This is a genomic window from Rhizobium sp. A22-96 (genome assembly GCF_053521805.1).
On the sequence record NZ_JBNWDQ010000003.1, the window covers coordinates 523,383 to 536,119 of the forward strand.

The window sequence follows — 12,737 nt, forward strand, 5'->3', positions numbered from 1 at the left end:
CCGCATAAGCTTGAAAATCGGAACCGTTTTCGGGTGAAAATCACCAGTCGGCTCAGAACGCGGCAATGCTTTTTGTCCGTCCTTCGGCAACGGTGCGCAGCCTGGCGTTTTCCGGTCTTTCCAGCGGGGCAGGGGCGGGATAGCCGAGAAGATCGTAGTAGATTTTCTCCGTGGCGTCGGCCATGCCTGCAAGCGTATAGCCATCCTTGCGACGGCGAGCCTCAGCGGCAAAGTTGGCAAGCAGCTTGGGATCAGCGAAGCGCGCCATCGCGGCGGCCAGCTCTTCCGGATCGTCGCTGTTAGGTACGATGTAGCCGTTCCTACCGGGCTCCACCACCGTTCGCGCGCCGCCAACATCGGCCAGCAAGAGAGGCTTGCCCGCGGCCGCAGCCTCCAGCATCACATAGGACATCGCTTCGTAGCGGCTCGGCATGACCACGACGTCGAAAGCATCGATGGCGGTGACCCCCGGTATGCCGTCATCAAGGCGAGCTCGATGCTCGAGGCCGGCCGCCTCGATCATGTCGGTAACGGCAGATGCCAGTTCACCGACGCCGATCATCAGCAAATAAGCCCGCGGCAGTTCCGCGGCTATGCGGGCAAAAGCCTCGACCAGCCGTTCCGGTGCCTTCTGCCGGGTCATGCGGCCAACGAAACCAAAAACCAGGGCGTCCTGAGGTATCCCATAACGCTTGCGGATGGCGCCTCGTTGGCTGCTTGGTGGGGCATTGACGCCGTTGACGACGATGCTGAGGTGCGTATCGGAAATGCCGAGCGACAGTGCGTGATTATATTCATCCCTGGAAACGCAGATCACGCGGTCTGTCAGGCGATTGCCGAGAAGGCGCTCGATGCCGCCATAAATCAGCCGGCCCTTGGAACCCAAAGTCGGATCCATGGTGCGAAAGGCGTGCGGTGTATAGAGCACCGGCGTATGTCTTCCGGGCAAGCGCAAGCGCGTCAATGCGCCGGCTTTCGAGCTGTGACCATGGATCAAATCAAAGGACCCGTGTCCGGCGGCAATCTTGCGGAGATGCCACCATGCGGTGATATCCCACGGGCCTGGCGCGCGGCGCATGGCAAGCGGGATAACATGGTCGAGGCCGATGCCTTCCAGCTCAGAGACGAAAGCTGCCTCGGCGCGCACCGGCGAATAAACGGCGGTCACCGAATGGCCGCGATGCTGCATCGCCCGGCATAGATCGAGGAAATGCCGGCCGGAGCCGCCGCCGCTCGGTTCGAGAACCTGCAGCAGCGAGAGGCGCTTGATGCTGGTACGAATATTCACGGTGCTGCTTCCCTTCGCGTCAAGCTACGCTGGTACTTTTGCTCGAGGGCGCCGCAGCCCCAGACAATGCCGATCAGCATGTAAAGATGGCGCCAGTGGTCGGTATCGATGACGTTGCCGATGCCGACATGGCCGAGGACGACGATCCAGGCGATCATCACGTAGGGCTGCCAGGGCCGCTCCTTCAGGAGATTGCGAAAGCCGATATAGATGGTCCAGCAGATCATGCTGACCCAGCAGAAGAAGCCGAGCCAGCCATAGGTGGTCAGCGTCTTCAGCCAGATATTGTGTTCGTCCTCGCGAAACATGGTGGAGAAGACCAGCGGTCCCAGGCCGAGCGGCCGCTCCATGGAGAGCATGAAACCGATGCGATGGCGCTCGAAGCGGCCAAGATGCCCGCCATCATAGTTCTGCACCAGTTGCGTGCGGGTGGAGAAGAGATCGTTGACCTGCGGAAATTGCAGGGCGACCACGAGCAGCACGACCATGAGGATGATCGCCGCCAGCGACATAACCAGAATACGCAGCCGAAACGTGTTGCTCCGGTGTTTCAGCAGCATGCAGAAGATCAGCATTGCGGCAGCAAAGGCAAACAGCGCCCACGCCGCGCGGGAGAAGGAGAGGAAGATGCCGAAGGCGAGAATAAACAGGCAGACGCCCTTGATCGGCGCCTTTTTCAGATCGCCGATCAGGATGCCGTGCATGAGGTAGATGGTCGGTGTCACCAGGAAGGGACCAAAGACGTTCGGGTCCTGGAAGGCGCCCATGGCGCGGTCGTAGCGGGTAAAGATGTCGAAGCCGGGAACGGCATGGAAATAGCCGAGGATGCCGAGGCTTGCCGTAATGAGCGCGGCGACGACCCAGGTATTGAAGATCAACTTCAGCCGCTTTTCACTGTCTTCGATGATGGCGGCATAGAAGACGGAGCTGAGCGCCAGGAAAGTGGAGACGGCGATATAGACTGGGCCGTCGAGGTGGTCGCTGGCGTTGAGATTGCGCATCTGCGTGATCGACAGCATGCCGCCGATGTTGAACGCCAGAAACAGGGCCAGAAGCGGTGCGACGCTGCGGGATATCTTCAATCCGAGAATGAACCAGACGCCGATGAGAAAGGCGAGCCAGAGCTCATAGGGCGCGGGTTCGGCGATCACGAAGCCGGACAGGAAAACCCCGACGGCAACGCTGGCCGTTCCGATCAGCCGCAACGCGGCGAGCTGCGGCCGCGCGATGCGGGAGGAGGGGAGCTCGATCGTGGTCAATAGGCGTTTTCCGTATTGAGCAGACGGAACGGCGTCAGGAACAGGATCTTCAGGTCGAACAGCAGCGACCAGTTCTCGATGTAGTAGAGATCGTAGGCCGTGCGGAACCTGATCTTGTCGTCGCTGTCGATCTCGCCGCGCCAGCCGTTGATCTGTGCCCAGCCGGTCACGCCCGGCTTGACGCGATGGCGGGCGAAATAGCCTTCGACGACATCGGAATAGGTCCGGTTGTGGCTGGCGGCGAGCACGGCATGCGGTCGCGGGCCGACGAGCGAGAGACTGCCAAGAAGCACGTTGAAGAGCTGCGGCAGCTCGTCGATCGACGTCTTGCGGATGAAACGTCCGACAGGGGTGACACGCGGGTCGTTCTTGGTCACGGCATTGCGTGCGGTCGGGTCGCTCATTTCAGTAAACATCGAGCGGAACTTGAAGACGTTGATGATCTCGTTGTTGAAGCCGTGACGCTTCTGCATGAAGAGGACTGGCCCCTTCGATGTTGTCTTCACGGCGATCGCTGCTCCGAGCATGATCGGCCAGAGCAGGGCCAACGCCACCACGCTGAAGAAGACATCGAAGATGCGCTTGGCGACGCCGTCCCAATCACGGATCGGCTTGTTGAAGATATCGAGCATCGGCACGGCGCCGACATGCGAATAGGCGCGGGGCCGGAAGCGCAGCTTGTTGGCATGCGCCGCCAGACGGATGTCGACGGGCAGCACCCAGAGCATCTTCAGTAGCTGCAGGATGCGGTCTTCGGCGCTGATCGGAAGCGCGATGATCAGCATGTCGACACGCGTCAACCGGGCGAACTCGACCAGCTCGGCAACCGTACCCAGCTTCGGATAGCCGGCGACCATCACCGGCGAGCGCTTTTCGCCGCGGTCGTCGAAGATGCCGCAAATACGGATATCGTTGTCGGGCTGGTGTTCGAGGGCGCGGATCAGCTCCTTGGCCGGTTCGCCGCCGCCGATGATCACGGCGCGTCTTTCCATGATGCCGTTGCGGGCCCAGTTGCGAATGCCATAGGCGAATAGCAGCCGTGCGACGATAAGGAATCCTGCGCCCGTGGCCAGCCAACCGCCGAGAAGGGGGATCGAATAGATGCTGTTGATGTCGAAGGGGATGAGGGCAATGGTTACTACTGCGAAAGCCGCAACCCACGGGCCGACGATGCGATGAAGGAAACGATGCGGTGAGCGCAGTATCGGTATCTGATAGGCGTCGGCCACCTGAAGGAACATGATGGCAAGGCCGCTGAGCGCAATGGTCACGGCCGCTTTCGACAGGAACGGATGCTCGCCCGGCGCTGTTTCGAAGAAGAAGAGCGCCAGCCCAACCGCGAGCAATGACAGGAATTCGAACAGCCGATATTGCCCGATGATGATCGCCGGCGTCTGGTTGGTTTCGCGAAATTGCTCGGCGATCTGCCGTGCATAGGCATTGATATCGCTGCTTGGACGATCGTCGCGAGGCTCTTCGGCGCCGCGGGTACGGATTTCCGAAACCTGCTTGCGAATGTTGTCCAAGTTAAATTGCTCGGACTTCTCACTAGTGTTCATGGCAATTCATCCGGTCGTTACCGGAAGAGAGCTAGCAGATATCAGCTAAGAAACACTTACAACACCTGCTTGTATTCTAACCTTCTCCACCCAAGCCAAGTATATTTTGATACAGGTGCAAAGTATCGCGGGCCATGACCGAGGCGGAAAAGTTCGCCCGGATCGTGTCAATATTGGGCATGTTGCGCTGGCTCCATTCCGGCCCCGTGATAGCTTCGGCCATGACGCGCGACAGGTCGTCGGCATCATCGGGTTTGGCGAGTGCTGCGCTGTCTTCTCCGAGTGCCTCCGGAATGCCGCCGACCCGCGAAGCGATGACTGTCTTTCCAGCGGCCAGCGCTTCCAGCACGATGTAGGGCATAGCCTCGGCACGCGAGGGAACGACGACATTCTGGGAAACGGCAAAGGCTTCCTGCACGCGCATGGCCGGCAGCATGCCGATGCGGTGACCCAGGCCGCGCTCGATCATCATCCTGTGGTACTTGTCCCTGTCCGGCCCGTCGCCGATCATTAATGCAGAGAGCGGCCTGCCGATCCGTCGCTCCGTTCTCGCGAAGGCGTCGACAAACAGATCGGGGCCTTTGAGGTCTCGCAGCATGCCGATATAGACGAAATGCACGGAGTCCGATCGTGTCGGTATGCTGCGGAAATCGCGCTCGCTGATGCCATTGTAGATCAACACCGAGCGCGTGCGCGGCTTGCCAATCTTCTTCTCATAGGCGCGCCGTTCGAAATCGCAGATGAAGATCAGGCCGTCAGTCAAGAATTCCAGCATTCGCTCAAGGCTGTGCACCAGCATGCCCTGGAGCGAGGCGCGCGGGAAATGCAGGCTGCCGCCATGCGCGGTATAGAGGCGGGCCACGCGATATTTGTTCACCCGCAGGATCGAGCCGAGCACACGCGCAATCAGGCCGCCCTTGGCGCCGTGCCCATGCAATACATCCGGCCGTAAGCCTCTGATTTTCTTGTAGCTGCTCCAAAGCGTCGAGGCATCGGAGAGACCGATATGCCGCCGGATCGGCAACCGGATCACGCCGAGTGCGAGAAAGGGCGCAATGTCCTCGAACAGATGATCTTCGTGCTCTCCGCCGGTGAGGCTGTCGCAGAGGATGCCGACTTCATGCCCCGCCTTGCTCTGCTCCTCCGCCAGATCCCGGACGTGGCGGAAGACCCCGCCGACGGGCGATCTGAAACAGTGGAGGATCCGGAGGGGTTTTGCCATGGGTGGGCGCGGTTAGAACAACCGCTCTCTGACGTAGATCGTGTCGCCCGCCAACACCGGATCGGAGATGCCGACACGGCCGGTCATGACGTGACCGTTGATCTTGCGCGTAACGTCCGCATTGGATTGATTGGCGCGGCTGCTGAAGCCGCCGGCGACCGCGATGGCATTCTGGATCGTCATGCCGGGGACGTAGGAATACTGGCCCGGCTGGCCGACTTCGCCCATGATATAGACTGAACGGTAGCGATCGACATCGATCGAGACGTCGGGGTCACGAATATAGCCCTGGCGCAGCTTCTGTGCGATCTGGCCGGAGAGCTGCTGCAAGGTTCGGCCGCGAGCGGTGACCTGGCCAATCAACGGAAATGCAATATAGCCGGCCTGATCGACAGTATAGGTATTGCTCAATCCGGGCTGATCGAACACCGTCACACGCAGCCGGTCACCACTATCTAGCGAATAAGGCTGGATCGTCGCCTCGTTGAAGGCCTTCGGCGCGGGCTGATAGGTATTGCAGGCAGCGAGCGCGGCGCTCATGGCTGCCATGCTGAGTGCAAGGGCAATCTTTGGCTTTGCGAAGGGCATTTCGCGCTCACAAGAATGGAGAATAACTGCCGTCGTTATCAGTCCGTTAGGGTTAATGATCGGTAAATAGTCAATAGGATTCCCGCTAAAATTTAGTTGCGTCGAAAATAATGCAAGCGAAATACTATTAACGCTTGAGTTACCATAGTCGTTTACGGTTAATTTCGGCTTTCTATTACGGAGTTCTTGCATATGTCCGGTGTCAACAACACCCAGCAGGATGTGGACATCGATCTCGCTCAGCTCTTTCGCGCCGTATGGCGGCGACGGTTGCGGGTCATCGCCATCACGCTGGCGGGTGCTTTTCTGGCGCTTGTCATCGCCAAGCTCGTGTCGCCCGAATATCGTAGCGAGACCCGTATCCTGATCGAGCAGCGCGCTCCGGCCTTTGCAACGACGACGACCAATAATGATTCCAGTGCCGCGCCGTTGCTGGACGAACTGAATATTGCCAGCCAGGTTCAGATCCTGCAGTCCGCAGATCTCATCAAGCAGGTCATTACCAATCTCAAGCTTTACGAGCATCCGGAATTCGCCGCAGCCAACAACAGCTCCGCGCTTTCCGATCTGCTGGTCAAATTGCACCTGAAGCGTGGCGCCGCCGACAAGGCACCGGAAGAGCGCATGCTGGACGCATTTACTGGCCGGCTGCAGGTCTACCAGATCAACAGTTCGCGTGTGATCGGCATCAGCTTCACGTCCCGCGACCCGGATCTCGCCGCCAGCGTGCCCAATGCCGTAGCGCAGGTCTATCTGTCCATGCAGAGCGGCGCCAAGCTCGATTCCAATAGCGAGGCGACACGGTGGCTCGAGCCGGAGATCGCCAATCTGCGCGAGAAGGTCAGCGAAGCCGAAAAGAAGGTTGCCGATTATCGTTCGGCCAACGGTCTTCTTCAGACCAGCCAGAACGGCAACTTCGCCACACAGCAGCTTGCCGATATCTCCGGTCAACTCGCACAGGTGCGCGGCAACAAGGCCAATGCCGAGGCGCGTGCTCAAGCCGTGCGCAACGCTCTGGCTAGCGGCCTCTCCACCGACACGCTTGCCGATGTCGCCGGGTCTCAGGCCATTCAGCGATTGAAGGCGACGGAATCCAGCCTGGAATCGCAGATCTCGGATCTGTCGACGACGCTGATGGAAGGCCATCCACGATTGAAGAGCCTGCGCGCGCAGCTTGCCGATATCCGCCAGCAGATCAACCGCGAGACCCAGCGGATCCTGACCAGCATCGAGAATGAAGCCAAGGTGGCGCAGCTGCGCGAGCAGCAGTTGCTGGGGCAATCAAACACGCTCAAGGCCGATAGCGCCAGGGCAGGGGAGGATGAGGTCGGTCTCAACGCGCTGGAGCGCGAAGCGGCGGCCGAGCGGCAATTGCTGGAAACCTATCTTGCCCGCTACCGTGAGGCAGCCTCCCGCGCCGACAAGAATTCGAGCCCGGCCGATGCACGCATCGTTTCCAAGGCCGTGGAGCCGGCCGATCCCGCCTTCCCGAAGGTGGGTCCCATCGTGGTGGTTGCGGCGGTCGCAAGCTTCCTGCTGACCTCGATTGTCATCATGCTGGCGGAGTTGTTCAGCGGACGCGCATTGCGGCCTGTTGGTCCTTCGAGCCGCGAGGAACGGGCTGCGCCTGAAATTTCGTCTCGCCCTCAGCCTGATATCCGCGCCGAAGCTGTTGCCAGCAAGCGTGCTGATGTCCCTGCAAGCATGCTCTCCGTGCCCGCTGATGAAGCGTTGGCGCAGGAAATGGAAGCGGCGGTCGATCCGGTTCATACGCCCGAGGAAGTGGTTGAGGAAACCGAAGAGGAAGATTTCTCCATTCAGTCGGTTGCCGACTATTTGATCGACAGCGGCTCACGGTTGGCAATCGCCATATCACCGAGCGGTGATGGTGGTTCCACCGCGACGGTCATGCTTGCGCGCACAATCGCAGATGCCGGAAACCGCATCGTGCTGGTCGACATGACCGGAACCGGGTGTCCCTCCAGGCTCATGGCGGAACATGACGAGCTTCCCGGCGTGACGGACCTGCTTTGTGGCGAGACCGCCTTTGCCGACACTATTCATCCGGACCGGCTTTCCGATGCCCATCTTGTGCCGCAAGGCATGAGTGATCTCGGCCGTGCGATGCGGGGCGCCGATCGCCTGTCGCTGATCCTCGATGCGCTCGGCTCGGCCTATGATATCGTTCTGGTGGAATGCGGCGCGGCCGAGGTTTCCGGAGTGGCGCGCCTGACGCGCAGCAAGGAAACGGAAATCATTCTTTCCATGCCCGAGCCTGACGAAAAGCAGTTCCTTGTGGCGATGACTGAGTTCCAGAAGGCCGGCTATGAGCACATCATCCTGATGTCCGGCTGGCGCGAGGAGCATGATCCGGACACGCGCCGCGACGCCGCCTGATCAATCTCCAGCCCCGCCGCTGCCATCGTCTGCCGATGCAGCGTCGCCGTCACGTCGCGCCCGTATTTTCTGGATGAAGGAATAGAGCCGTCGATTGGACTTGATCGCCACCTTCGTGCGCGTAATGCCGCGTTGTGCCACCGCAGCCAGATGGCCCATCGTCGAAATCGGCAGGAACAGATCATACTGAACCGTTTCCATCGGGCACCATGAGCGTTTGTAGGTCTGGTTGCCGATGCCGAAATCGAAGAGGGCGGCGCCCTCGCGATGCAGCCGCTCGATCATCAGCCAGAACAGCAATTCGCCGGGGCTTGCCTCGGGGACGAGCGTCTCGTCGATGGAGGCAAACTGGCAGATGACATGGTCTCCCTTGCGCGAGAGGGCGGCGATTGCCGGAATATGGCCCTCATGCTCACCCTTCAGTCGCAGCGCGTGGATCTGCAGCGTCGCATCGAGGCCGCTATTTCCATCCCGGTGCAACATCGCACGCAGCGCGGTCTTGATGCGGGTGTCTTTGAAGGCATCCGGCAGGCCGGCATCCTTGAAGCGGACCGCCTTTTGCCGGAAGAACAGGTCGAGAAGCGCGTCCTGCTGTTCGAAATCGGCAATGACGTGCTCGTAACCGCCTTTGGCATCCAGGAGCCTGCTCTGATGCTTGAACTTTTTGCGCCGGCGCTTGGCGTTCACCTGCTTCAGGCTTGCTTCGAAACTGCCGAGGAAGGGAAGCTGGAAGGCGCGGTTCTGGTTTTCGATTGATGTCAGCGATGCGAGCGGGCTGCCGCGGCCACGCCATGTGAGGGGAACGTTGCGCAGGACGACGACATCGACCTTGCCGCGCAGAGCCGCCGCGATGGCGTTTGCCTGAATGGAAGTCAGTTCGCCATTTGCCAGGAAGCCGGCCGAAAACAGGCCGGTATTGATATTATTATGGTGCCCCCCGATGAACTCGGCCCGTCGTATTCCGCGGCTGCGGATGATCTCGAGCGGCAGGATGAAGGCAACATGCTCGCCAATGGAGCCACGGACGATGGTCAGCGGTCGTTGGAAGCTTTCCACCCAGGCGGCACACCAGTCATAGCTTTGATGCAGTGAGGTCAGGTCGTCTTCTTCCAGCGCGCGCCATTCGGCTTCAAGCGGCGCCATGCTGTCGAAGATGTCGACGCGCAGATGGGTGCCTGCGGCAGTCTGCGTCGGCACGGATGCTGTCTGCTCAACCGTTGCCTCGGCGGCGGCCATATCGGCGATATCTCGCGTCTGGGTCTGCATCCGATCCTCTCCGCGCTGGCGGCATTCGGGCACAACCCTACGGGGAGCGGTTTATTTTTGGCTTAATAGGGCACGATTTGCCTGGGTATCCCGTGGATCAGGGTTAGCCTTGCGTAAACGCTGCGCGTGCCGCGACTATTGCGGACGTGGCCCCGCCATCCATTTGATAATGCCCATGGCCGGAAGCACCCAGATGATACCGCTGAAAAGGAAGTAGAGGAAATGGACCCAGCCGGGTTGCTCTCCGAGCGTACGCACTGCAACTATCATGGCAACGATCGCATAGATTACAACCAAAAGCACAAGCAGGATCATGCCGATGAATTTGCGCAGGCGAAGGGGCACGAGTGGGTTTCTCCTCTTACAACGACATGCCGCGACGGCATGCCGCAAACTCCCGGGACTTGTTTTGCACGCCCCTATCGGGCAAATCAACAGCCTGATCGAAGGGAGACGACATGGCTGCCACTAATTTCACGTCGGAACAGGCTATAATGAAGGAAGTGGTCCGTCAGGACCGCAATCGCAGAGCCATCCGCCTCTGGCTTGCCTGCGTGCTGCTGGTTCTCTTCGGCCTCGTGCTGGTGGGTGGCGCGACGCGGCTGACCAATTCCGGCCTGTCGATCACCCAGTGGCAGCCGATCCACGGTGTCGTTCCGCCTCTGAACGCGCAGGAATGGCAGGAGGAGTTCGATCTCTACAAGCGCATCCCGCAATTTCAGCTCCTGAACAAGGACATGACGGTCGATGAGTTCAAGGGCATCTTCTGGTGGGAATGGGCGCACCGGCTGCTTGCGCGCGCCATCGGCATCATCTTCGGCGTGCCCTTGCTGTTCTTCGTGCTCACCGGCCGTGTCGAGCGGAAGCTCTGGCTGCCGCTTGCCGGCATCTTCGTGCTCGGCGGGTTGCAGGGCGCGATCGGCTGGTGGATGGTGTCGTCAGGTCTGGAGGCGCGCACGGACGTCAGCCAGTATCGCCTCGCCACTCATCTCGTCACGGCCTGTCTGATCTTTGCCGCCTGCATGTGGTTCATGCGGGCGCTGTCGCCGCACTCCAACGAGGCGCCGCCGACCCGCTATTCGGCGAAGCTGGCGGGCCTTATCGCCATCATGGCGCTGTTTCAGATCTATCTTGGCGCGCTCGTTGCCGGGCTGGATGCCGGCCTGAGTTACAACACATGGCCGCTCATGGATGGCGCCATAGTTCCGAACGGTCTGCTCGTGCAGTCGCCCGGCTGGATCAATTTCTTCGAAAACCCGAAGACGGTGCAATACGTCCATCGACTCGGCGCCTATGCGCTCTTCATCGTCGTGGCCATCAACATGATCATCTCGCTACGTGCGGCGGCGCAAACGACGCATGCGCGCCGTTCGGTCGTCCTGTTCGTGCTGGTTCTGATCCAGGCGATCCTCGGCATTTCGACGCTGCTGCTGCAAGTGCCGCTGCATCTGGCACTGGCGCATCAGGCCGGCGCTTTGATCGTATTCGGCTTTGCCATTGCCAATTGGCGCGGGTTTTACGGGGAATTGCCGCGCCAGACATCAATTGTCGTGGGAGGTTGAGGCGCCACTGTGCGCCTCATTCTTTTCGCTTTGCAGGTTTCCGGACGGGAAACCTCTATATATTTTCCTTGGAAATGATCTAGCGCGAGGCGACGCTTGCCGCCGACGACATGCGCGATACGACTTTCAAGTGCTTGATTTCACCACGCTTGAAGGCGGCGAGGAAGCGATTGTAGTCCTTGAAGACCACGCAGCCATTCGACTCTCCACGGCCTCCTCTGAGCATATAGGTATGAGCCAGCAGGCCGTCACGGCCATAGACGCGAGAGCCGCCTGTGGGTGTCAGGCGCAGCGCCTGTACGCCATGGAAGGGGCTTTCCCTGTAGGTCAGCTTATAAGTCTCGGGCGGTGTCGGGCCGGTGTTTTTGCGGTCGACATAGCGCGGATTGTCACGCATGTAGCCGAGGCCTGAATGGGCTTCCAGACGCTCGCCGCTCGGCAGATAGACGGTCTTGGCTTCGATATCGTAGATCGCCGTACCTTCGCCCGGGCTGATGGCCGCAAACGGATTGAGCGAGGGCTTGGCCTTGCGCACGGAGCTGTCATCCGGATCCGCATAAGCCATCAGGCGCGCCGGTGGCTGCGCCGTGGCGGTATCCTTGACCGTTGCTCTCGCGATCGCGGCGGTGGCTGGCGTATTGGCACGCTGCACATCCGCGTCGCGGGCAGGGCGGGCCAGCGGCACTACGCTCAGCACAGCCTCGGCCATGGCGATATCGGCATCCTTGGCGGGCAGTGGCGTCGCTTCGGCGATGGCCGGCAAGCCTGCGGGTGCTGCCGAGGCGACTGCCAGCGGCTGCAGCGCCGCCTTTGCAGGGCCTGCTGCCGGGATCGAGGCTGCGGCATATTTTACCTGCGCCAGCGATTGCACCGCCGTCGCGAAATTGATGGCGATCACCTTGCGCAGATGGTCGATCGTCTCCGGTGAGGCTGCTGCTATTTCCACGCGGCCGCTCTTGATGCTGGCGGATGCGCTTTGCGCCTGCTTGATATCAGATGCCTGCTGGGCGAGTGCAGTCGCCAGATGAAGGCGCAACGCATCCTTCGACTGAACCATGCCATCCTGGGCAGGCGCATAGGCCGCGCCGCCGACAGGAGCGTTGGCGGGCACGCCGGCGAAGCGGTTCCGGTCGTTCAGCGATGCGACTTGGCTGGAGAGACGCGCAGGGTGCGCCATCTGGCTTTGCGGCACGATGAAAGCCGATGCTCGCGGCGTGAGGAAATCATTGGCGGCGGTGGTCGCGCCCGGAAGGGACAGCACCATCGATTGCGTGGTGATCAGCGTCGCGGCGACCCAGGCGAAAGCCACCACGGCGACGCCGGTGGCCAATGTGCCGGGGCGGATATTGAAGGATTTTTTCCGTCGCGAGGCGTAGCCGGAACGCGAATTGAGGTTACCGAAGCCTTCGGTCACAAACGCCATGATACTCGTTATCCAAACTACACAGACACTATGCCGGCTCACAAATGCACACGTCGCCCTGACGCTGAACCTGCGCCTGACCACCACATTGCCGACTGTCTGGAAGCATGCCGAATTATGGTAACCAATTCCTTTACGCTGCTTCATTCTTGGATATTCATTTAAAAAAGGGA

The 12,737-nt window shown here is 60.4% G+C and carries 10 protein-coding genes; 2 read left to right on the forward strand and 8 right to left on the reverse strand.

What is annotated here, in order from left to right; translation table 11 throughout:
* Window positions 1-52: 52 nt before the first annotated feature.
* The 5 genes from ACQZ6F_RS15345 to ACQZ6F_RS15365 form a co-directional block, all read right to left on the reverse strand.
* Window positions 53-1,288: a glycosyltransferase gene (locus ACQZ6F_RS15345; protein WP_449093465.1), complete on the reverse strand. Its 1,236-nt coding sequence runs from the start codon at window positions 1,286-1,288 to the stop codon at window positions 53-55.
* The gene (locus ACQZ6F_RS15350) at window positions 1,285-2,547 is read right to left on the reverse strand and encodes an O-antigen ligase family protein (RefSeq protein WP_077470083.1); all 1,263 of its coding nucleotides are present in this window, start codon (window positions 2,545-2,547) and stop codon (window positions 1,285-1,287) included. The genes ACQZ6F_RS15345 and ACQZ6F_RS15350 overlap by 4 nt, the downstream gene beginning before the upstream one ends.
* Window positions 2,544-4,106, reverse strand: a complete 1,563-nt coding sequence (locus tag ACQZ6F_RS15355; RefSeq protein WP_077470084.1) for an undecaprenyl-phosphate glucose phosphotransferase — start codon at window positions 4,104-4,106, stop codon at window positions 2,544-2,546. Before ACQZ6F_RS15355 ends, ACQZ6F_RS15350 begins: the two co-directional genes overlap by 4 nt.
* A gap of 76 nt (window positions 4,107-4,182) precedes the next feature.
* Window positions 4,183-5,328 carry a glycosyltransferase family 4 protein gene (locus ACQZ6F_RS15360; protein WP_449093464.1) on the reverse strand — a complete coding sequence of 382 codons (1,146 nt, stop codon included), beginning with the start codon at window positions 5,326-5,328 and terminating at the stop codon, window positions 4,183-4,185.
* Window positions 5,329-5,340: 12 nt separating this feature from the next.
* Window positions 5,341-5,916, reverse strand: coding sequence for a polysaccharide biosynthesis/export family protein (locus ACQZ6F_RS15365; RefSeq protein WP_068385814.1), 576 nt, complete (start codon window positions 5,914-5,916; stop codon window positions 5,341-5,343).
* A 192-nt stretch (window positions 5,917-6,108) separates the two neighbouring features.
* Here ACQZ6F_RS15365 and ACQZ6F_RS15370 point away from each other — a divergent pair, with 192 nt between their 5' ends.
* Entirely contained in the window at window positions 6,109-8,313 is a 2,205-nt protein-coding gene (locus ACQZ6F_RS15370) for a GumC family protein (RefSeq protein ID WP_449093463.1), read from the forward strand.
* On the opposite strand, the gene ACQZ6F_RS15375 is transcribed toward ACQZ6F_RS15370, so the two are convergent.
* A complete protein-coding gene (locus tag ACQZ6F_RS15375; RefSeq protein WP_449093462.1) occupies window positions 8,314-9,579 on the reverse strand; it encodes a GNAT family N-acetyltransferase in 1,266 nt (421 codons plus the stop codon).
* Between the two features lie 135 nt (window positions 9,580-9,714).
* Window positions 9,715-9,924 carry a DUF2842 domain-containing protein gene (locus ACQZ6F_RS15380; RefSeq protein ID WP_449093461.1) on the reverse strand — a complete coding sequence of 70 codons (210 nt, stop codon included), beginning with the start codon at window positions 9,922-9,924 and terminating at the stop codon, window positions 9,715-9,717.
* 113 nt (window positions 9,925-10,037) lie between these two features.
* On the opposite strand from ACQZ6F_RS15380, the gene ACQZ6F_RS15385 reads away from it, so the two are divergent.
* The gene (locus ACQZ6F_RS15385; protein WP_077470088.1) at window positions 10,038-11,141 is read left to right on the forward strand and encodes a COX15/CtaA family protein; all 1,104 of its coding nucleotides are present in this window, start codon (window positions 10,038-10,040) and stop codon (window positions 11,139-11,141) included.
* A gap of 79 nt (window positions 11,142-11,220) precedes the next feature.
* Here the strand turns inward: ACQZ6F_RS15385 and ACQZ6F_RS15390 are convergent, their stop codons facing one another.
* Window positions 11,221-12,564, reverse strand: coding sequence for a tlde1 domain-containing protein (locus ACQZ6F_RS15390; protein WP_449093460.1), 1,344 nt, complete (start codon window positions 12,562-12,564; stop codon window positions 11,221-11,223).
* Window positions 12,565-12,737: the final 173 nt, after the last annotated feature.